This is a genomic window from Deltaproteobacteria bacterium (assembly GCA_019310525.1).
In the GTDB taxonomy this organism is placed as follows: Bacteria; Desulfobacterota; DSM-4660; order Desulfatiglandales; family HGW-15; genus JAFDEE01.
This window is the reverse complement of sequence record JAFDEE010000044.1, coordinates 1-21890: the sequence shown is the minus strand read 5'-3', so window position 1 is coordinate 21890 and position 21890 is coordinate 1. Positions and strand designations below refer to the sequence as shown.

The following is a 21890-nucleotide window of genomic DNA, read 5'->3' as shown; positions in this document are numbered from 1 at the left end:
GGCTCCCGGGCTGGTGTTTTCAGCGGCTTATCAGCGGGGGACACCTGCCCCCTCCGCATTCTCCCGCTCTCTTAGAGCGTGAGCTGCGGCTTCCCCCACTGATAAGCCGCGAAAACCACGGCGCCCTCCCGCCAGTCACTTCAGAAAAGGGGCCATCGGCCCTTGCCCGAACCAGCCTTCTAGGGAACAGACCTCCCAAGGCCTGTCCGGGGAATCTCTGGATCAAGTATTTCACCTGAAAACCATAGTCCGCACCACCGGAAAAGGGGCACGGGGATCTTTTCGATGCGACCACGGGTAAACCTTCGTTATTTCAGGGGGTTAGGGGTGGGGGAAATCTTTGGATCTCTGAGAGGTGAAATCCATTAGGGCCGATCAGGGATGGCGTTGGAATCTTTGGAAAGGCCCTTGACTGATAACGGATTCTTCAATATATAAAGCGTTTATCAGGTCCAGGTGCCCCACAGTGGGCTTAATAGGGAACCCCGTTAAAATCGGGGACGGGCCCGCCGCTGTAATCGGGGACGAAAACCGCGGTCCGCATTTCATGGGTTCTCCGGAACCGCTGAAATGAGGACAAAAGCCACTGTCCGGGATGCAAACAAGGGTGGGAAGGCGCGGGGAGTAGGAAGATCCGAAAGTCAGAAGACCTGCCTGGACTGCGCCGTACATCATCTCCGCGGACCGGGGTGTAACGGGAAAATCTCGAGGACGAAAAAGGGAGGTCCCCGGGTCGATCTTGAATCGATCCGGGGTTTTTTTAGGCACGGGATAATACCGTAAAGCGGACTTTTTCGTAAGTATTTTGCAGGAGGAGAGGTAATCATGAAAAGATGTTTCGTTGGTATGTTGATATTGATCCTGGGAGTTTCCTTCTCAGGCCGGTGCGGGGCACAGGAGGAAGAGAACGGTCCGGTGGCGGCCCTGCCTGAAGTCGTCGTAACAGGCACCAGGTTTGAACAGAAGGTGGAGAAGATCCCGGCCAGGGTCACCGTGATAGGGGCGGAAGAGATCCAGAAGAGTGGAGCCCAGTCCGTCCCGGATATCCTGCGGTCCCTGGGCGGGGTTTTTGTCAGGGATCTCAACGGAAACGGCAACAACCAGAGCGTGGACATGGGGGGATTCGGGGAATCCGCCGACCGCCATGTGGCTGTTTTGATTAATGGCAGGCGGGTCAATCCCATCGACCAGTCCGGGGTCCGGTGGTCCGACATTCCCGTTGAAAATATCGAGCGGATCGAAGTCCTTCACGGTGCCGGGTCCGTTCTTTACGGGGACAACGCCATGGGAGGCGTTATCAATATCGTCACCAAGGACTGGGACGGGGTGACCAGGATTGCGTCCGAGATCGGCGTCGGGACCTGGGACACCCGTAAGGGCCACGTTGAAACCGCTTTCGGAAAAGAAGGGCTGGGGGTCGTCCTGGGGGCTACACGGTACCGGACCGACGGGTACCGGGACCGCTCCGGAAAAGAACAGACGCATTTCTACAGCAAGATCCGCTGCGACGCCTCGGACACGGTGTCCCTGTTCTTCGAGACCGACGTGAACTACTCCAAGGTCCAATTCCCCGGTTCCCTGATAGAGGCACAAATGGACCGGAACCGGAAACAATCCGTCAATACCAGTGATGAGGGCATGGACGGGGAAACCACCTTCGTGGCCGGGGTCGAGGCTGACTGGGGGGAAGGGGGTCAGTGGAATCTCCATATCAGTCACAGAAACGAGAATCGGGACAGCGATATGGCCTCATGGTGGAGTTACATGACCTTCAATGTGCGAACCAATGGTCTCACCACCCAGTATGTATTGGATCGGCCCCTGGTCGGGCATGACAACCGGCTGACCCTTGGCCTTGACCTCTACAAGACGTCCTATGAAGCCACGAAAGGATTCTTCAAGGGCGCCAGAACCAATCTTTATGATCACAGCAAGCGAACCCTGGGCGGTTATGTCCAGAACGAATGGAACGTGACTGATTCGCTGCTCCTTAATGTGGGCCTAAGGTACGAAAAGCCTGTAATCAAGTTGGGGGCGGATGTTTCGGGCGCCGTGACCAACGAGGAAAAGGACAAGGGTGAATGGGCCTGGAATGCCGGGATTGCATGGAACTTCAAGCCTGCTTCCAAGGCCTATTTCCGTGTCTATCGTTCCTTTAGGTACCCGGCGGTGGACGAATATACCAATCTTTTCACGGGTGCCGTGAACCGGTCCCTTGAACAGGAGAGCGCCGTCGGGTACGAGGCGGGGGTCAGGCTGGCCCCGGTTGCCGGTTGTTATGTGAATATCAGGGCCTACTGGATGGACGTTAAAGATGAAATAACATGGAACAGCGCTACCCAGCAAAACGAGAACCTGGACAAGACCAGGCATATCGGGGTGGAGATGGATGTCAGGTACCAGCCGTGGGATTTGCTGGCCCTTTACGGGGGCGGAGGGTACGCAAGGGCGGAATTCACCGCAGGGGAGGATAATGGGAAGAGGATCCCCCTGGTGCCGGATTGGAAGGCAAACGCCGGAATCGAGGTCATGCCGTTTGAGGGGTGCAGGTTCAGGGTCCAGTACAACTATGTGGGAAAGCGATACTTCGGAAACGATCGGAGCAACAGCGGAAAAAGAATGGATGATTACCAGACCGTGGACATTTATGCCAGCTACAGGGTCAAGGGAGTGGAATTTTTCCTGAATGCCTCGAACGTTTTCAATGAAAAATATTCCGATTACGGTTTCTACGTTTCCTCCAGCGGGACCTATTATTATTACCCCATGCCGGAAGGGGGCGTTTACGGGGGAATTCGAGTGGATTTCTGAGGGGTTCAGGGGTGATCGAACCCACCGAAACCTGAGGACACCCGGTGAGGAAGTCCCTTTCTCCCAAGCGGACGGGGGAACAAGGGCTTGGGACGCGTAATGAAAGGATGGGGGTTATTACCCAAAGGAGTCAGGCGCCCTTCCATAAAGCCCGGGGACCGGCGTTGACAGAATCCGGAGGGGCGATTACAAAGTGAATACGGGGAATCGACTTCCCGGAAAAAGTACCCTGTCCCGGGCTACCGGGATTTGGTTTCCACCACAGCGGGCGTAACGCATGGGCAGATTGAAAAAAACGGCACTTCTGGGGTCGGCTCTCCTTTTTCTCATTTTCTCCTGGACGGATTCGGCCCCGTGCTCGGTTTTCACGGACGCCCTCGGAAGATCGGTCCGGCTGGATGCGCCTCCCCAGAGGATCGTCTCCCTGGCTCCCAGCCTGACGGAAATCCTTTTCTCCCTTGGTCTGGGGGAGAGAGTGGTCGGGGTGACCCGGTTCAGCTCTTACCCGCCCGAGGCTTCCAGGAAACCGAAAGTCGGGAGCTACATCAACCTGAATGTGGAAAAGATCATCAGCCTTGCCCCGGACCTGGTCATCGGGACAGTGGACGGGAACGCCCGGGATGCGGTGGAGTTGCTGGAGAAGGCCGGCATTCGGGTCTTTCTGGTAAATCCTAGAAATTTAGGGCAGGTGATCCAGTCCGTGGCGATCCTGGGGCGTCTCTGTGGTGTCCCGGGGAGGGGCGAGCACTTGTCGAGGCGCCTGTGGAGCCGGGTGAGCAGCGTTCAGGAGAAGGTCGGCTCCAGGAGAAGACCCCGGGTTTTTCTTCAGATCAACATCCGCCCGATCATGACCGTGAACAGGAACACATATCATAATGACCTGATCCGGCTGGCAGGCGGCATCAACATCACCCGGGATGAGAGGGCGAACTATCCCCGAATCAGTATCGAGGAGGTCATCCGGAGGAAACCCGAGGTGATCTTGATCTCTTCCATGGAAAGGGGCGGACGATTCGAGGAGGCGCGGAGGGATTGGATGGCCTGGCGGTCCATCCCGGCGGTCCGAAAGGGCAGGGTTTGCCTCATCGAATCGGACCTGATCGATCGACCATCTCCCCGGATCGTTGCAGGGCTTGAGAGGATGGCCCGGATCATTCACCCGGAGGCGGATTGGAACTGAAAGGGGGAGAGGCGTCCAGGCGGCCGGATCCCGACATGGATATGCGTGTAAAGGAGACCCCAATCAAGCGGCCCTTGACGCCACGAAAGGTGGCGATCGTATCGCTTTTCCTTGTCCTTGGGTCCCTGCTTGTGGCGGGTGCTTCCCTTGTCCTCGGAACGGCCGATATCTCCCCGGGAAAGCTCCTGTCCCTTCTAGCCGGAAAGCTTCAGGAGTCCGATCCTGCACGCTTGATCCTCCTCAGGATCCGGCTTCCGAGGATCCTTCTTTCAGGAATCGTCGGTTTCGCCCTCTCCCTCGGAGGAGTGGTATTCCAGGCCATCTTGAGAAACCCCCTGGCCGAGCCCTTCATCCTTGGGATCTCGAGCGGTGCGGCCTTCGGGGCGATTCTCGGCATACTGGCGGGCTTCAGTTTCAATATGGGTATTCCCATAACGGCCTTTGCCGGCGCCCTGGCGACCATCCTGTTGATCCTTGCCCTGGGATCCCGGCAGATGGGTATGGAGTCTTCCACGATCCTGCTTACGGGGGTCATCGTGAACGCCTTTTTCACGGCCATCATCATGTTCGTCATCTCCACCACGGCGGACAGCCGCCTCCACACCATGCTGTTCTGGCTTTACGGGGATCTTTCCCAGAGCCGGTACATCCCCCTGGCCGTACTGACTCCTGTCCTTCTTGCGGGCTCCGTCGTCCTTTACGCCCACGCCCGCCACCTGAACTTGATGACGGCAGGGGAAGAGGTCGCCTCTCAGCTCGGGGTGGAGGTGGAGAGGACCAAGAAGGTGTGCCTGGTGATCATTTCCCTGGTCATCGGTCTGGTGGTCTCCTTTTCCGGGCTCATCGGATTCGTGGGCTTGATCGTACCCCACCTAACCCGGATGGCCCTTGGATCCGATCACCGGCTCCTGATTCCCGCGGCTTCCATCGGCGGGGCCGCATTCCTGGTCGCAGCGGATACCATTGCCCGGACAGTCATCTCCCCCAATGAAATTCCCGTTGGGGTGGTGACGGCCTTTCTCGGGGCTCCCTTTTTCATCTACCTCCTGAAGACGAGGGGAAGCCGGTGGACCCGATCCTGACCCTCCGAAACGTGGGCTACAGGTACGGAAGCACCTGGGCCGTGAGAAACGTCAGCCTGGAAGTGAGCCCCGGCGATATCCTGGGAATCCTGGGCCCCAACGGTTCGGGCAAGAGCACTCTGCTCAGGATCATGGACGGGATTCTGGTCCCCCGGGAGGGGGAGGTCCTCCTGCGGGGAAGGCCGCTTAAAGGAATAAAGCGACCTCAATTGGCCCGGGAGGTCGCCATGGTGTCACAGGAGAACCACTTCAGGTTCTCCTTCTCCGTTCTGGAGGTCGTGCTCATGGGGCGGTTTCCCCACTTGAAGGGCCTTCGCTTCGAAGACGAAAGGGACTTGGAAGCGGCCGAGGAGGCCCTCCGGGCAACCGATGCCCTGGCCCTGGCGGGACGCTCTATCCACGAGCTGTCCGGTGGTGAGAAACAACGCGTCCTCCTTGCAAGGGCCTTGGCCCAGGAACCGGAAATCATACTCCTGGACGAACCCACGTCTTTCCTGGACCTGAAATACAAGGGGGAGATCTTCGGGCTCATCTCCTCTCTGAGCCGCGAAAAGGGACTGAGCGTGGTCCTGGTCTCCCATGATATCGACCTGGCGGCCCGCTATTGCCACCGCCTGGTGTTGCTCAAGGAAGGGGAGGTCTTCGATATCGGGGACCCGGGAGTGGTCCTGACCGGCCCCGCCCTGGAGGCGGTCTACGACTGCCCCGTCCTGGTGGACCGTCACCCCGCCACGGGAAAACCCCGGGTGAGTCTGATGTGAAGGAGGTTCCATGATCGATTTTTTCATCAAGGGCGGACCTGTCATGTACCCGCTTCTATTGTGTTCCATCCTGTCCCTGACAGTCATCCTGGAGCGGGCGTTTTTTTGGGTCCGTGAGGATTTCCATCGTAACCAACCCCTTGTGGACGAGGTCCTGGAACTCTGCCGCCAAGGGGATTGGGAAAAGATCAAGGAGAAGGTCAGGGGATCCAAGGACTATATCATCCGAATCCTGGTCAGCGGGATCCTTCACAGGGAGTTTTCCATGAGCAAGGCCATGGAGACGGCGGCGGCCGATGAAATCAAGCGGATGCGCCGCTACCTGATCGTGCTGGATACCATGATCACGGTGGCTCCCCTGCTGGGAATCTTCGGAACGGTGATTGGAATCATCTCCTCCTTTGAGCTCCTGGGCACGGCGGGGATTGAGCATCCCCAGGCGGTGACGGCCGGTATCGCCCAGGCCCTGATCACGACGGCCTCGGGCTTGGGGATCGCCATTCTCAGCGTCCTGCCCTATAATTACTTTAACTCGCGGGTTGAAAACGCGGCCTCTGCGATAGAGAAATATGCTACCAGCCTGGAGATCGTTTACGAAAAGCTGGTTTCCGCCAGCGAAGAAGAAGGGGGGGAGAGGCCATGAAGGTTCGGATTCCAGGCCCCAGACGTCCGCGCATCGAGATGTTGCCCCTCATCGACATCGTTTTCCTTCTTTTGGTCTTTTTCATCTATGCCATGCTTTCCATGGCCGTTCACAGGGGCCTTCCCGTCCGTCTTCCCGTATCAAACACGGCAAAGATCGACAAGACCTCCATCATTTCCGTGACGGTGAAGGAGGACGGGACCGTTTACCTGGATAAGCGTAAGACGAACCTGAGGGGGCTTGAACAGGAGTTGAGGAGGCGTGCCCGGGGCGGTGGAGAAAAAGGAGTGCTGCTTTTCGCCGACCGGGGGCTTCCTTACCAGAGGCTCTTTCAGGTGCTGGACACCATAAGGACGGCGGGCCTTACCCGCATTTCCCTCCAGGCGGAGGTGGATTCGTCGCCGTGAGACCCCTTTTGCCGGCAGCCGGCCTGGCCCTTATGCTTCATGGCCTGATTTTCTATTTTTCCCCCCACTGGAGCCCGAAGATCGTTCCGCCCCGGCTCCGGAAGGAACCCCTCAGCCTGGCCCTCAGTTACCGGGAGTCTCCCAAAAAGGTTATTTCTTCACCTCCCAGGGAGACGGCGAGCGAGAGAAGACCTCCACTCGCCCCGCCGAAGAAATCCACCCCCCCGCCGCCCCGCAAAAGGCGGTCCCAGCCCCCGAAACCTGCCAAAAAACCCCAAAAAAAGATGACCATGCATCCCCCCAGGGTCCTGAAAACCCGCGAGATCAGAAGATCCCCGCCGCCCAAGCCCAGCCCCGCTCCGGCCAAGGTTCCAGAACCTGGCCCCGTGGCCTCAATCTCCCCTTCCCTGGGCAACCCGGGCAGGGGTTCCTCTTTTCACCTCCGGGGTCCCAATGCGGTCCTTAGGCAGAGCCCGGTCCGAGGTGCCGGAAGAGCGGAAAGTGCAGCCCCCGCTGCTCCGACGCTTCGTGAAGCCATGCCTCTTTACAAGGAAAACCGCCCCCCCCGCTACCCCCGGATCGCCCGCAGGAGGGGCTACCAGGGGGTGGTTCAGATGGAGGTCCTGGTGGACCGGGAGGGGAAGGCGAAGGAGGTTCGACTTCTCCATTCAAGCGGGTATCCCGTGTTGGACAAGGCGGCCCTGAATGCAGTCCGGAAGTGGCGTTTTGAGCCCGGGAAGAGAGGAGATGAACCCGTTGAAATGTGGGTCGTGGTGCCGGTTCGTTTTCGGTTGAAGTGAACTCATCGGTCTTTAAAAGAATTTGTCCCTTCAAGCGTAATTTTGCATAAACAATCTTGAACCCGTTAAAAATATAAGTCCCCCGGAGGGAGCGGAAAGCAGGGACTGAGGGATTTTCTCCGGGAGTCCAGGGTGGAATAGCTGTTTCAGGAAGGAGGAGGTAGAGGACCGATTTCGGGGAGGCCCTTTTTACCGGCCTTTCGCCAGGGCCTTTCCGCTCCGAACTGCTCGTCGCACCAGCGGGCACCTTGATTCAGCAGATCTTCGAATCTCCTGCGGTAGACCTCGAGAACCTCGCCGTCGGCCTCAGGGGGCACCCATATGGGATCGCCGTAATAGAGGGCGATCCGGGCAAAGGGCTTGGGGACCAGAAAACGGTCCCAGGAATTGAGGACCCAGCACCTGTCCGCCCCCCAGAGGACCGGGATGAGCGGGACGCCGGCGTTTCGCGCCATGAGCACGGAACCGATTTTGGCCACCCTCGGGGGCCCCTGGGGACCGTCGGCCAACATGCCCCCGATCGCACCCTCCTTGAGCCGTTCAATCAGGTCCCTGAGCGCCTTGGAACCCCCCCGGGTCGAGGATCCCCGTACGTTCTTGAACCCAAGCCAGGTCGCGACCCTAGCGGCGTATTCTCCGTCCCGGCTCTGGCTGATCATTACCGTGATCCCTCGCGCGCCCAGGTGGTGAAAATGGTAGCTCATCCTCTGGTGCCACGTACCGAAAACCGCCCTTCCTCCGGCCCGCTCAAGGGCCTCTTCCGCCTTTTCCCTGCCCCTTGTCTCCACAACCCTGCAGGTGAGCATCCAGGACTTTATCAACAGGGCCGCAAGCGGGGGCACTACCCGCAGGAGCGCACCGTCGTACCATCGAAACTGAGTTTTTTCCAAGGAATCCAACCTGTCTTTTATCCAAACCCTCTGAAATAACGAGGGCCTTACGATAGTCACCCGAGAAAAGACCCTATACCCCTTTTCCGGTGGTGCAGGCATTTTTTAATGTCCCATTCGAGGAATGGGAGAACCTTCGGCCTTCAGGTGAAGACTTCAGTTCGATCGTTTTTTAAAAGGGTTCAAGGATCCAAGGATTCAAGTGGCCGAGTGTTTTTTGTATGAGCGTTAAGCCGGCCTGAGCATTTCACTCGAACCCTTGGCCCCTAAAGCTACAGACTTCCGGTCCCGGGTCCCCCTTTTATCCGTCCCACCGCCACCAGGTAGAGGAGGCGGACACCTCCTTTAAGCCCCAGGAGTTCGAAGGCCTCCCCGTCGTAAAAGGCCCCGATACCGCAACACCCAAGGCCCAGGGCGGTAGCCGCCAGGTAAAGCCTCTGCCCCAAGCGGCCTGCGGCCATCATGGCATAGCGGTAGCCCCGGGCCCCCCACCTGCGGTCGAGTTCCTCGAGGTCCGCAAGAAACAGGAAATGGATACCGGCATTCCCGAGCCAGGCCTGATCCAGGCAGATGCGGGACATCCTGTCCGTAAGGCCCCCCGGGATCACCATTCCGAAGGCCCGCCGTACGGGATCGAGGAGGTAGAACCCGGATGGGAAGGGTCCACCTTCGGCCAGGAGGAAACCGATTTCAAGGGATCCTCTTCCGGTGATCTCGGGGGGCCATGCCTTCGGATCCGGGATACAGAGGGAGTCCAGGAGGGCCATGATTTCGTTTTCTTCTAGGGGCTTTTTCAGGAAGTTGCGCCTGGAACGGCGCAGAAACACCACCTCACTGTAAGAGATCTTCTCCGGCCAGGGAGCCGATGAAGGCACCTCCCACCAATGGCCGGGGGAAGGCTCCGGTCCCTGGTGGAGGGGGTGGGGGGGCTTCCCTCCTCCCTTCCCGCCGATTCCGGACTCATGCATGGCCCGGATGAGGGGATAGTCGGCTTCCCGTTTCGCGACCCGGCTGGCCCGAACCAGGTGTTCAGGTAGAGGGAGGAGATCGGCGGAATCGGTGTCTCCCGCCGCCGTGGATTTTGCTGGTATACAGGCCAAGGCCAGGGCGACTTCTTTCCTCTCATCAACTCCGAGGAGGCGGTTGACCCGGCGGTCGTCAAAATCATAGTGGAGCATGCAGGGAATTTTCAATGCCTTCAGGGCCAGGAGGAGATTTTCCAGGACATGCCCGGTATCCAGGAGATGATACCGGTAAGCCCGGTCCCTGTATTTCCAGGCGCTTCGGTAGAAGACGGCGGTGAAGAAGAAAACGGCGGCGGGATCCCCAGCCCCTTCCCCGGGGATCATTTCCCTTACCAGGGCACACAGCCTGCCCCTTCGTAAGGGATTAAGGGCGTGACGCAGGATCGAAAAGTGATAGAGACCGTCTTCCAGGCCTCCGGTTCCTTTCGATGCCAGGTAGACCTCGGTGGGGTAGAGGGCCCCTGCCGAGGCCGCGGATCTGAAGTGGAAATCCCCGTCTCCGTGGCGGACCTTGGCCGTCAGGCTGTAGCTCAGGAGAAGGACCCGGGATAGTTGCTCAAGGGTGAGGGCTTCGAAGTCCTCTTCACCGGCGCCGACCTCCTTCAATATGCTGGAGAGGAACTCCCCGGGGAGCGAGACCTTTTCTGGAAGGGGGACGGGCTCCACCCCCGGATATTCCTTGAATGGTCGGGGTTGGTCGGACCAGTCGAGCATGTGGCCGCTCATGCGGAAACGGTCATAGCTCGTCTGATCGTGGTATCGGATGCTGGAGATGTCCATTTCCTCCAATGGATACCATGATCCTCGGCTGGTTTCAACCAAGGCCTCCGAAACCGTCCGGTAAGGATTTTCCCCCTTCCGCCCTGGGGTGAGGATTGACTCCCCGCTTGACTTTCAGTATAATTTACAGTATAAAGGTTAATGTAAATTTGGTTTCCAGAAGAGACCTTTGAAAAATGTTTGATTTTATCTGCCTTCCCAGAAGACCACGGGCTTGCCCGTGGATGAATGAGCAAACAATTGTTGTGCTACGGCGTGATGTCGCCCAAAGCCTAAGGCGAAGACGGGTATTTGGGGAGACCACGGGGTTACCCGTGGGGCTCCATCCAAAGTCAAACCTCCGCCACGTAGGGGGCAACGAAAATTTTAACCGCCCCGCTTAGAGTGCCAAGCAGGATAGGCATCCATACATTAAAGGGGCATGGGGATCTTTTCCTCGTTCCCGGGTCTCCCGGCCTGGTTGTTTCAAGGGGTTAGGGACGGGGGAGTTTTGCCCCCTCCGCCGATCTCCCGCTTTTTGAAGCGGGAGCCGGGGTTTCCCCCATCCCTAACCTCCTGAAATAACGAAGGTTTACCTGCTGCTGTCTGGCAGGCCTCCCAACAGGTCACTTCCGAAAAGATCCCCATGCCCCTTCCCCGGTGGTGCGGGCGATGGTTTTCAGGCGAAATACTTGCTCCAGAGAAACCTTTGAAAAAGGCCCATTGTCACTCCGGCTCATGAGTCAGTTACAGTTGAAATTCTCGAGTACCAAGGCTTAAGCCCATCCATAAATGGGTATTCTTCACAATCTTCCGCCTTCACTAAGGCTACGGCGTGACAAAGGCGGAAGATTGGGCAAAAGAGGGCGTTTTTCAAGGGGGCCTAAGGGGGACGGAATGAAACTGACGGAAAAACAGCGGGCCTTTTTGGCCTACATTTCCCGGTACATGGATCAATGGGGGCAGGCGCCCAGCTTCGATGAGATATGTACCCACTTTGGATTCGCCTCCTACAACACGGTCACCACCTATCTACGCATTCTGGAGCGGAAGGGGTATATTCGGCTTCCCGAAAAGAAGAACCGGAAACGGGCCATCGAGGTCATCAGCCCGGTGGAGACCCGTCGCTTCGAATTTCCCCTCCTGGGAAGGGTGGCCGGTGGGAAGCCCATCGAGGCCGTGGAGACCGTGGACGTGATCGAGGTCCCTTCCTCCATGATCGGCCGGGGCGATCACTTTGTTCTCCAGGTCAAGGGGAATTCCATGAAGGAGGACGGGATACTCGACGGAGATTATATCGTAGTCCGGAAGCAGCCCACGGCCGAGAACGGGGAGACCGTAGTGGCCCTCATCAACAACGAGGCCACGGTGAAGAGGTATTACAAAAGAAAGGACCACGTGGAACTCCGGCCCGCCCACGAGGGGATGGAGCCTATCATCGTCAGGGAAGGGGATTTCCGGATCGAGGGGAAGGTGGTGGGGGTGATGAGATATTACAACCTAAACTGAGCGTTTCAAAATTTTGATGAGATCTTTTTAGATACAAGTAGTTTTGCCGGCCTTTCTTCAAGGGAAGGGTGGCGCCCGGAGAGGTGAATAATCGTTGAATCGCCATATCATACACCTTTACATCCCGGCCTTTCCTATTGCGGTGGAGCGGGTCCGGGAGCCCAGGTTGCGGGATCGCCCAGTGGTCGTGGCCCCGCTCCGTCGTGACCGGGGTCTGGTCCTGTGCGCTTCCCCCGAGGCCCGCAGAGAGGGCGTATTCAAGGGGATGCGCCTCAGGAGGGCCCTTGAATACTGCCCGGGACTGGTCGTACTGCCGCCCAATCCCGCCCTTGTCGAAACCGCCTACGGGGCCCTGACGAGGATGGCGGCCTGCTACACCCCCCTTTGGGAACCCTACCGGGCCGGCCATGTCTACCTGGACGTGACCGGCACAGATCGCCTCTGGGGGCGCGCCAAGGACACGGCCTGGCGGTTGCGTAAGGAAGTCAAGGACCGGCTGTCCCTTCCGGGGGTTGCGGGCGTATCGGGGAACAAGATGGTCTCCAGCATCGCCTCCCGGGTGATGGGGAGGGAAGGGGTCATGGACGTGGACCACGGAAAGGAGTCCTCCTTCATGGCTCCCCTGAAGGTGGATGTGCTCCCCGGCATCGGGCATGTGCGAAAACGGCTTCTCCTGGAGGAACTCAACATCACCCTGGTAAGGGAAATCGCCGCCCTGGACATGGGGACCCTGGGGCTCCTTTTCGGCCGATCAGCCTACGTGATCCATCAGAGATCCCTCGGTATCGACCCCACCCCGGTTTATCCTCCGGCTCGAAAACCCAGGGTGAGCGAGGAGACGACCCTCCCCGAGGATGAAAACGACGACGGGAGGCTGCTGGGAGTCCTGTACGGGATGGTGGAACGGTGTTCCCGGCGCCTCCGGACCCGCGCTCTTCTCCCCCGAAGGGCAGGGCTCCGGCTCCGGTACACGGACGGGGAAGAGGTCCTCAGGGAGATCTTTTTACCCCGGAAAAGCGGGTGGGATTCCGAGCTCTATCCTCCCCTGGAGAGGCTCTTTTTCAAACTCTGCCGACGCCGGGTGCGGGTCCGCTTCCTGCAGGTGTGGTTCCGGGACCTCTCCCCCCGTAATACACAGCTCTCCCTCTTTCCGGAGATGGATCCTGCTCCGGAGAAGGAGAAAAACCTCACCCGGGCCCTGGATCGGATCAGGGAGAAGTACGGGGACTTGGCCGTTCGGTACGGAAGAACGGCAGGATAGGGAGACCTTTCTCACGAATCTTGTCACGGGTGAAATTGTCATGGGCTTTGTCCATCTCAACGTCCACTCCCACTACTCCCCGGGCTGGGGCCTGGGCACCCCGGAGGAGCTTTGCCGGGCCGCCGGGGCCCTGGGCATGGACCGGCTTGCGCTTACCGATACCAACGGTCTCTACGGCCTGCTTTTTTTCCTGGAAGCCGCAAGGGAAACGGGCATTCGCCCCATCGTGGGAAGCGAGCTTACGGCCGGGGGAAGCCGGGCCGTGTTGCTGGTCCGCAGCCGGGAGGGGTACGCGGATCTCTGCCACATCATCTCGGACCGCCACTGCCGCCGGGACTTCGATCTTCTCCGGGCCCTACGGGACCGGCGCCGCGGACTCATCGTGATCTCCGACGATTTCCGCCTCCTCAAGGCCCTCAAAAAAGGGGACCCCCGGGATCTCTACGTGGAGATGTCGCCGGGGTACAACATGGCCGCTTGCCTTGCCTTTTCACGCCGCTGCGGAATCCCTCCCCTGGCCACCAACCGCGTCGCCCTCCTCCGCCGGGACCAGTACCCGCTTCACCGGATCCTCCGGGCCGTGGCCCTCAACAGCAAGCTTTCCCGCCTGGGCCCCGAAGATACCTGCCGGGAACACAATGTGTTGAACGCCCCGGGGGATATGATCGACCAGTTTCCTCACGTCCCCGAGGCCGTCCGAAATACCCTGGACGTGGCCGAGCGGTGCCTCACCGACTGGAACTTCGGAACCCTCGTTTTTCCCCGTTTCGAGGATATGGACGACGGAGAGGTCTTCGAACGCCTCTATGCCGCCACCCTGGAGGGGTGCCGGAGGCGTTACGGGGAGATCACCCCGGAGGTGAGGGCCAGGGTGGATTACGAGATGAAGATCATCCGGGAGAAGAATTTCGCCCATTACTTTCTGGTGGTGGCCGATATCGCCCGCAAGGCCCGTCGGTCCTGCGGCAGGGGGAGTGCGGCTGCTTCCATCGTCTCCTATGCCCTGGGAATCACCCATGTGGATCCTATCCGGCACAATCTTTTCTTCGAGCGTTTCCTGAATCCGGGTCGGATGGATCCCCCGGACATCGACGTGGACTTTGCCTGGGACGAGCGGGACCGGGTCATCGACTATATCTTCACCCGGTACGGGAACCGGCGCACCGCCATGGTGGGCAATCACAATACCTACGGCGCCCGGGCCGCCATCCGGGAGGTGGCCAAGGTTTTCGGGTTGGGGGAGGCCGAGATCGGCCGGGTCACGAGGAAGATCGGCCATGGTTGGCGTCTCAAGAAGGTCTGGCAGGAACTGGCCGCCCATCCCAAGATGCGGGGCGTTCCTTTTGGAAAACCCTGGGAAGAGATCATCGCCGCCGCGGTCCAACTGGAGGACCATCTCAATCATCTCTCCCTTCACTGCGGCGGAGTGGTCATCGTCCCTGATGAGATCCGCCGCTACTGTCCCGTGGAGATCTCCCGAAAGGGCCTGCAGGTTCTTCAATGGGAAAAGGAGTCCGTGGAGGAGGCCGGATTGGTCAAGATCGATATCCTGGGCAACCGGAGCCTGGCCGCCATCCGGGACGCCCTGGATCTTGTGGAAAAGAACACCGGGCGCCGGATCGAATACGCCGACCTGAATCCCCTTGATGATCCCAAGACCGTTGAGGTCTTCTACCGGGGAGAGACCATGGGGGTTTTTTACTTCGAGAGCCCGGCGACCCGACAGGTCCTTAAGAAGGTGGCCTCTTGCTTTACCCTGGAGGAGTACCTGGCAATGGACCACTTCCATCTCAACGTGGTGGTCACCTCCATCATCCGGCCCGCCTCCAACGGGAGCATCCATGCCTGGATCTCCCGGCTCCGGGGGGAACCCTGGGACGCCCCCCACCCCCTGCTCCGTCCCGTGCTGGAAGAGACCCTGGGGATCATGGTCTTTCAGGAACAACTCAGCCAGGCGGCCATCCACCTGGCCGGCTTCAATCCCGCAGAGGCGGATACCCTGCGGAAGGTGGTCAACAAGAAGCACAGGGAAAAGAAATTGCGGGATTTTTACGCCCGATTCGTCCGGGGGGCCGGGGAGCGGGGGGTGAGCTGGGGAGTCATCGAACGGGTCTGGAAGATGATGATGGGCTTTGACGGGTACAGCTTCTGTAAACCCCACTCGGCGAGCTACACCTTGGTGGCCTACAAGTCGGCCTATCTGCGGGCCCACTACCCGGCCGAGTTCATGGCCTCCGTGATCTCCAACGGCGGGGGTTACTATTCCCCCTTCGCCTATCTTTCGGAGGCGAGGCGCATGGGACTCCGGATCCTCCCCCCGGACATCAATCTGAGCGGGTACAAGTATACGGGAAAGGGCCGGGCGGTCCGGGTGGGCCTCATACAGATCCGGGACCTGTCCCGCGAAGCCCTGGAGACCCTCCTGGAGGAGCGGGATCGAAAAGGTCCCTTCGGGTCTCTCTCGGAATTCCTGGGGCGCATGGGGGGCCGTGTACCCCTCCAGGATGTCAGGATGCTCATCAAGGCCGGGTGCTTCGATTCCCTCGTGGGAGGGACAGGGGCCAGACCCTCCCTCATATGGCAGGCCGTCCGGTACTTTGGCCAAAAGGAGGTGGACAGGACGCCCGGCCTGTTCGACCGGCCTCATCAGGGGGATCTCTTTCCCGCAAAACCCTATTCCAGAGGCCTTCTTCTGAAACAGGAACTGGAAACCCTGGGGTTCTACCTATCCATCCACCCCCTGGAACGCTATCGCCGCACCTTAAAAGGTCTCTCCTATGTCAGGGCCCGGGACCTCCACCTGTGGGTGGGGAGACACGTCACCACCACCGGATGGATGATCACCGGGAAGACGGTCCATACCAAGGCGGGAGAGGCCATGAAGTTCATCTCTTTCGAGGATCCCACCGGACTCTACGAAACCGTGTTTTTCCCGGAGACCTACGCCCGTTTCTGTCACATCCTGAGTCCCCACTGTGGCTATGTTTTAAAGGGAAAGGTGGAAGAATCCTTCGGCGCCCTCAGCCTGACGGTATATTGGATCGGGCTCTTGGAAAACTATGAAAGACGGGAGGAGAGAACGGACCTGGCGCGGGCCCTAAAGCCGCCTTGCGTTTGGAAGGACAAGTTCGGGCGGAAACCAGGGGCGTGGCCCCGGCGGCAGGCACGAGACTGAACACTGACCGCTGCAGGGATGAATGCGGCCTCTTGAAATCCGGTAAGGCATGAAAACAACAAACATTTTCACGAAAATCTCTTCATCACGCCTCTTCCCACAACCCCGTGGGCAGCTCATAGTAAGAGATGGCCCCTTCTATGGTACTCAACAGGTCGATGCTCGGGTCTCTGCTCGATTTATGGGGGCATTCAAGACAATGCCAGTAGTTCCAGGATTTGGCGATCGCCTCATCCAGGCATTCCCCGTAATGAGGACACAGGGCGTTTCGCTCACCCTTCTTGTAAACAGGACGCCTTTTCCCTTTCATGATTTTCCTCCTTTGAATGTGCTTCGAGCCTCGCCCCGGTCTCCTTTCGTTATCCGGCCTGAGGTCCCAAGCAAGATCCTCTGCTTGACAAAGGTTTTCCATTAGTTTCAAGTTCCACGAGCATCAATTGAAAGGTATGTTCGTCCAGTTTGATATCGTTCCAACCCAAAACGTTCAGCCGTTGGTTGATCTTTTCAAGGTTCGCGTCCCCCATGTCCGTCACGGCCCGGGCGGTATCCCGGATGAAGCCCGGGATGTGCCCCGATTCCATCCCCTTGCTTTTCAGCCTGCGGATAAGGATTTCTTCGAGTTCTTTCACAATAAATTCTTTCCCGTTCTGAACCTGTTTCATTTCAAATATTCTATTTGGTTTCCATTAAAAGAGTAAATGGAGTAAACTACGTATTTTTTTACGTAAATTACCCTACTTCAGTCGGTTTTAAGGCCTCCCGGGCCCTAAGGGAAACAAATGGTTCTCACCAGATCCAGTATTTCTTCCGTGCTCGACGAATGTTTGGAGAGGAAATAATTCGCCCCTTTCTCGGTTGCCGCCTGCCGGTACTCGGGAAAATCATGGCTCGTCAGTATGATCACCACCACCTCGGGATAGAGTTCCTTGACCTTTTGAGTCACTTCGAGTCCGTTCTCTCCAGGCAGTTTGAGGTCCATGAAAACGAGGTCCGGCGGATGAACCTTAATCCTATCCAGTGCTTCTTTCCCATCCCTTGCTTCATCCAGGGCCAGGGAAGGGAATCTGGAAACCAGGATTTTTCGAAAGGTCAGGCGGAAAACGGGGTCATCTTCGACCAGAAGTATCCTTTGCATTTGGATTCCCCAAAAAGGCTCTCTCCATCAGGCTGGAGGGCCGGGGATACTACATTTCACCCTATTTAACTTTACTTTACGGGAGGTCCGTCCTGTGGTAAATAGGGTCTACACTCCATATTTCAGAAAGGAACACGGTATTCAGCCCGGAGGTACCCTCGGGGGAGGGGAGTGATATCAAGGGTGATAATCGGGTTCTAGACGTCGATGAATCAGACCTAAATAAAAGGATCTCATCAAAATTTTGAATCGCTCAGTTTAGGTCAGAAGAACGTTCATGAGGAAGGCCTGGGTCATGAATCCACCTTACCGGATCATCATAGCTGAGGACCACACCATCCTGCGGGAGGGGCTCCGGGCCCTGTTGTCTTCCAAGCCCAGCTTCGAGATCGTAGCCGAAGCGGAGGACGGCCGGGACGCCATTCGCAGCGTGGTGGAGCACAGACCCGACCTGATCTTGATGGATCTCTCCATGCCCAATATGAACGGGTTGGAGGCGATTCGAGAGATCAAGAAACAAAATCCGGATACCAAGATCATCGTGCTGACGGTCCACAAGGCTGAGGAATACATCCTCGCCGCTCTCCAGGCCGGGGCGGATGGGTATGTGTTGAAAGACGCCACCCACGCCGAGCTGGAAATGGCGATCATGAACGTTTTACAGGGAAAGCGATTCCTGAGTCCCGGAATTTCAGAGAAGGTCATCGGGGGCTATCTGGAAGGGAAGATGGGGATGAAGGAAAAGTCCGCCTGGGACACCTTGACCCAGAGGGAACGGGAGATCCTGAAGCTTATCGCCGAGGGAAACAAGAACAAGGAGATCGCCGAGTACCTGTGTATCAGCCAAAAGACGGTGGAAAAACACCGAACCAACCTCATGAAAAAACTGGATCTTCACAATGTCGCGGCCCTCACGGCCTTTGCCATGGAAAAAGGCCTGATAAGCCGCTGAAAACACCAGCCCGGGAGCCTCCGAACGAAAGAAAAGGCGCCATCGGCCTTTTGGAGGTCGGTACCGAATTGAAGCACTCCCCGGGTGTTATGGAAACAGAAGGGGCATGTGGATCTTTTCTTTGCTTCCGAATCTCCCGGCCTGGTTATTTCAAGGGGTTAGTGACGGGGGAGTTTTGCCCCCTCCGCCGTTCTCCCGCTTTTACAAGCGGGAGCCGGGGTTTCCCCCATCCCTAACCCCTTGAAATAACGAAGGTTTACCTGCTGCTGTCTGGCAGGCCTCCCGATAGGTCGCATCGAAAAGATCCCCATGCCCCTTTCCCGGTGGTGCAGGCGATGGTTTTCAGGCGAAATACTTGCTCCAGAGAAACCTTTGAAAAAGGCGCCATCGGCCGTTAGGAGGCTGGTATCGAGTCGAAGTACTCCCCGGATTAGATTTTAGAGGCACGTGGGATTTTTTCTGCGTGCCCGAGTTTCCCCCATCCCTAACCCCATGAAGTAACGAAGACCTGCCCGCCGGCTGTTTGGCGGGCTTGTCACGCCGAAGGCCGTGACGGAGACGGAAGACCGGGCAAAAGGGGCGTTTTTCAGGGGTCTCATCGTGAAGGGATCACATCCTCTTTTTCACTGCTCCAGGAGGGGCCAGGCGGCATGGATCCGCGTGCCGCGTCCCTTCTCCGATTGCATGGAAAAGGTGCCTCCTGACAGTTCCGTCCGCTCCTTCATGCTCGCCAGGCCGAATCCCCTCCTGGTGCTTTCCCGGGATATGGCTTGATCCACGTCGAAGCCCGCCCCATTGTCTTCGATCTCCAGTTCTATATGACCATTGTTTTTCCTGAGGGAGAGACGGACCCGGTCAGCGGTGCTGTGCTTGGCGACGTTGTTGAAGGCCTCCTGGAGGACCCTGTATATAACGGTCTTCAGGGGATCAGGAATATCTTGTTCCATGATACCGATTTGGGTTTCCACCTGAATGCCGGCATAAATGGTCTGAAACTGCCTGCAAAACCAGGAGATGGTGGGCAGGATGCCCAGATCGTCGAGGATCGAGGGCCTTAGGTCCATCACGATCCGGCGCACCTCTTCTATGGCCTTCTGGGTCAAGGGGACGATTTCTCCAAGACTTCTTTTACATTGATCCCCTTCCCCCTTTTCCAGTTGGTGAAGGGTGTTTTCCAGACTGAACTTGATGGCCCCAAGGGATTGCCCGATACTGTCGTGAAGTTCCTGGGCGATGCGTTTCCTCTCGTTTTCCTCTGCGGAAAGGAGTTGGGCCGACAGGATCCTGAGTTCCTTTTCCGACGCACGAAGAGCGGCCTCCATCCTTTTGCGTTCCGTTATGTCCACCACGTTTCCCAGGACGGCGGGTTTTCCGCCGTAGGTCACAACGTTGATCCTGCGGGTGATCCAGATGGTCTTCCCTTCCTTTGTGAGACCCCTGGCCTCGTATTCCGAAGGGGCGGACTCCCCCCTGGTTCGCCTCTCCCTGAAAGTTTTAACCATGCCCCGGTCATCCGGGTGGACGAGATCCAGGGATTCCATCCCCACGATCTCCTCTCTCTTGTATCCGTGGATCTTCGCGAACCGGTCGTTGGCAAAGACGATGCGATCCCCTTGCTGGATATAGACCCCCATGAGGGACTCTTCCACCAGGGTGCTGTACTTTTTTTCCGATTCCCGAAGGGCCTTCTCGGCCTTCAGGCGCTCTTTGATCTGCCCCCTTAGTTCTTCGATAGCCTGGGCAAGATCACGGGTTCGTTCCTTGACCCGGATTTCCAGTTCGTCATGGGCCTTTTTCAGGGCTTCCTCCGCCCGTTTTCTCTGAAGAGCAAGGGCATAGTAAAGTGCCAGGTGCTGGATAACCCGGAGGTCTTCTTCCGTATAGGGCCTTACGGCGTTGGCCAGGGCGATCTGGCCCGCGACTTCCGAACCCAGGAGGACGGGGACTGAGAGGAATCGATTAACCGGAATATGCCCTTCCGGTGTCCCGGTGGAAGACGGGTGCCGGGAAGGGGAATTGGAAACCAAGGGGACCCGGGTGTTCAGTGAATGGCCCCAAAGGCCGGGATAGCGTCCGTCCTCGCCTCTGCCGAAGACGATGCCCGCCTTCTTCGGGCGCACGTTGCATTGGCCTTTCAGCATCTCCGTCAGGGTATGGGCGGTCATGGCCCCCGTGTCAGGATCAATGGAGGATACATATCCATGCTGGCTTCCTGTCAGCCGTTTAGCCTGTTTGAGCACGATACCGGCGATATCCTCAATGGAGGTGGAGGGAGACATCAAGGGCTCGTAGAGTTCGGAGAGCCCTGCCTTGATTTCCAGTTCACGCCTGAGTTTTTCTTCCGCGCGTTTTCGCTCGGTTATTTCCGTCACTGCGGCGATCGTGCCGTTTATACTTCCTTTGCTGTCCGCCAGGGGGCTCGCCTGGATGATCGTGTAGATTCGTCCTCCATCTTTACGGACGAGCTCGATGTCTTGTTGTTCAACGCCTTCATTACCACTTCCCTCCTGAACCCGTTTAAAGAGCTCGAGACCAACTTTGTCCATGAAAGCTGTGAGGGGCCGCCCTTCCATCTCCTCCGGCTTGAAGCCCAACATCTCGGCCATGCGTGGATTGACGTAGCTTGTATTGCCCTCCCTGTCGAGAACCCAGATCCCTTCCTGGAGGCTTTGAATCAGGTTCCGATAGTTCTCTTCACTCTCCTTCAAGGCCGTCTCGCGTTGTTTCAATTTTCTGAAAAGGAGAACATAGGGCTTCATGAGCCCGGTTTCGATAAGGGCTTTGTAGATGAGGTAAAAGGATATGATTTTGAAATAGTGCCCGACGAGATTGGAGAGCCCGTAAACATCAATGTAGAAGGTGAAGCAAAGCTCCGAGAGAATGGTAAGGAGAATGGAGCCCAGGAGCATACCCAGGACTTTTCGTTCAAAGGCCTTGCGGCGCCGGGCCAGCAGGAAACCCGCCGCTATAAGGATAAGGGAGATGAGATATTCGCTGCCCTTTTTAAAAGGGGTCAGCCCTGCACCCTCCACGAAACAGGCAGGGAATATCCGCCACTGGAAGATGGAGATCATCAGGACCAGGAAGATCAGGGAAAAGACGGCGAACAGTTTTCCAACCCCGGCACGGCGGCGAAGAAAAAAGGGAGCAGAAAAGAGGGATAGGCCTTCCATGTACCGCGCTGCAATCCAGAGCTGCGTGGGGAGATCGGCCCCGTACCCCGGAAATATCCCCATCCCCTTGTAGGCGAGGGTATGGACCATGTCCAGGCCGGCGACGAAGAGATAGGCTATACCGAGAAAAAGCAGGTAGCCGTTGTCCAGGGTACGCCGGACATTCCATGCTACCATGAAAATGCCGCATGCCACGACGATGCTGAAGATTTCGGCCAGGCTGTGGAAGAGCAGGTAGTTGTAACGGCTGGCAAGGAAAAGTCCTGCAAAGACAAAGAATCCGAACAGTATCGATCGGTAGGTTTGGGTCTTAGGCATTCTGCCCCC

At 57.9% G+C, this 21890-nt stretch carries 17 protein-coding genes and 1 riboswitch; of the genes, 11 read left to right on the top strand and 6 right to left on the bottom strand.

Annotated features, from left to right (window positions below; all coding sequences use genetic code 11):
• The first annotated feature begins 437 nt into the window (after positions 1 to 437).
• Positions 438 to 673, top strand: a riboswitch (cobalamin riboswitch).
• A 152-nt stretch (positions 674 to 825) separates the two neighbouring features.
• The 7 genes from JRF57_09900 (at position 826) to JRF57_09870 (ending at position 7684) form a co-directional block, all read left to right on the top strand.
• Positions 826 to 2811, top strand: a complete 1986-nt coding sequence (locus tag JRF57_09900) for a TonB-dependent receptor (GenBank protein ID MBW2304013.1) — start codon at positions 826 to 828, stop codon at positions 2809 to 2811.
• A gap of 277 nt (positions 2812 to 3088) precedes the next feature.
• Positions 3089 to 3991 (top strand): cobalamin-binding protein, encoded by a 903-nt coding sequence (locus JRF57_09895; protein ID MBW2304012.1) that lies wholly within the window; start codon positions 3089 to 3091, stop codon positions 3989 to 3991.
• The gene (locus tag JRF57_09890; GenBank protein ID MBW2304011.1) at positions 3982 to 5073 is read left to right on the top strand and encodes an iron ABC transporter permease; all 1092 of its coding nucleotides are present in this window, start codon (positions 3982 to 3984) and stop codon (positions 5071 to 5073) included. Before JRF57_09895 ends, JRF57_09890 begins: the two co-directional genes overlap by 10 nt.
• Positions 5058 to 5834 (top strand): ABC transporter ATP-binding protein, encoded by a 777-nt coding sequence (locus JRF57_09885; protein ID MBW2304010.1) that lies wholly within the window; start codon positions 5058 to 5060, stop codon positions 5832 to 5834. The genes JRF57_09890 and JRF57_09885 overlap by 16 nt, the downstream gene beginning before the upstream one ends.
• A gap of 10 nt (positions 5835 to 5844) precedes the next feature.
• The gene (locus JRF57_09880; protein MBW2304009.1) at positions 5845 to 6477 is read left to right on the top strand and encodes a MotA/TolQ/ExbB proton channel family protein; all 633 of its coding nucleotides are present in this window, start codon (positions 5845 to 5847) and stop codon (positions 6475 to 6477) included.
• Entirely contained in the window at positions 6474 to 6884 is a 411-nt protein-coding gene (locus JRF57_09875; GenBank protein MBW2304008.1) for a biopolymer transporter ExbD, read from the top strand. The genes JRF57_09880 and JRF57_09875 overlap by 4 nt, the downstream gene beginning before the upstream one ends.
• On the top strand, positions 6881 to 7684 hold the full coding sequence (locus JRF57_09870; protein MBW2304007.1) for an energy transducer TonB: 804 nt from the start codon (positions 6881 to 6883) through the stop codon (positions 7682 to 7684). Before JRF57_09875 ends, JRF57_09870 begins: the two co-directional genes overlap by 4 nt.
• Before the next feature lie 146 nt (positions 7685 to 7830).
• Here JRF57_09870 and JRF57_09865 read toward each other — a convergent pair whose 3' ends face one another.
• Positions 7831 to 8574 (bottom strand): lysophospholipid acyltransferase family protein, encoded by a 744-nt coding sequence (locus JRF57_09865; protein MBW2304006.1) that lies wholly within the window; start codon positions 8572 to 8574, stop codon positions 7831 to 7833.
• Positions 8575 to 8846: 272 nt separating this feature from the next.
• Positions 8847 to 10379, bottom strand: coding sequence for a SagB/ThcOx family dehydrogenase (locus JRF57_09860; protein ID MBW2304005.1), 1533 nt, complete (start codon positions 10377 to 10379; stop codon positions 8847 to 8849).
• An 876-nt stretch (positions 10380 to 11255) separates the two neighbouring features.
• Between JRF57_09860 and lexA the strand changes: the two genes are divergently transcribed.
• From lexA to JRF57_09845, 3 genes are all read left to right on the top strand, one after another.
• The gene (lexA, locus tag JRF57_09855; protein MBW2304004.1) at positions 11256 to 11867 is read left to right on the top strand and encodes a transcriptional repressor LexA; all 612 of its coding nucleotides are present in this window, start codon (positions 11256 to 11258) and stop codon (positions 11865 to 11867) included.
• Positions 11868 to 11961: 94 nt separating this feature from the next.
• Positions 11962 to 13128, top strand: a complete 1167-nt coding sequence (locus JRF57_09850) for a DNA polymerase IV (protein ID MBW2304003.1) — start codon at positions 11962 to 11964, stop codon at positions 13126 to 13128.
• A 40-nt stretch (positions 13129 to 13168) separates the two neighbouring features.
• On the top strand, positions 13169 to 16303 hold the full coding sequence (locus tag JRF57_09845; protein ID MBW2304002.1) for a DNA polymerase III subunit alpha: 3135 nt from the start codon (positions 13169 to 13171) through the stop codon (positions 16301 to 16303).
• Positions 16304 to 16388: 85 nt separating this feature from the next.
• Here the strand turns inward: JRF57_09845 and JRF57_09840 are convergent, their stop codons facing one another.
• The 3 genes from JRF57_09840 to JRF57_09830 form a co-directional block, all read right to left on the bottom strand.
• Positions 16389 to 16613, bottom strand: coding sequence for a hypothetical protein (locus JRF57_09840; GenBank protein MBW2304001.1), 225 nt, complete (start codon positions 16611 to 16613; stop codon positions 16389 to 16391).
• Between the two features lie 49 nt (positions 16614 to 16662).
• Positions 16663 to 16965 (bottom strand): hypothetical protein, encoded by a 303-nt coding sequence (locus tag JRF57_09835; GenBank protein MBW2304000.1) that lies wholly within the window; start codon positions 16963 to 16965, stop codon positions 16663 to 16665.
• Between the two features lie 104 nt (positions 16966 to 17069).
• On the bottom strand, positions 17070 to 17438 hold the full coding sequence (locus tag JRF57_09830) for a response regulator transcription factor (protein MBW2303999.1): 369 nt from the start codon (positions 17436 to 17438) through the stop codon (positions 17070 to 17072).
• A 295-nt stretch (positions 17439 to 17733) separates the two neighbouring features.
• Between JRF57_09830 and JRF57_09825 the strand changes: the two genes are divergently transcribed.
• A complete protein-coding gene (locus JRF57_09825; GenBank protein ID MBW2303998.1) occupies positions 17734 to 18390 on the top strand; it encodes a response regulator transcription factor in 657 nt (218 codons plus the stop codon).
• Positions 18391 to 19013: 623 nt separating this feature from the next.
• Here JRF57_09825 and JRF57_09820 read toward each other — a convergent pair.
• Positions 19014 to 21881, bottom strand: coding sequence for a PAS domain S-box protein (locus JRF57_09820; protein MBW2303997.1), 2868 nt, complete (start codon positions 21879 to 21881; stop codon positions 19014 to 19016).
• Between the last annotated feature and the right edge of the window lie 9 nt (positions 21882 to 21890).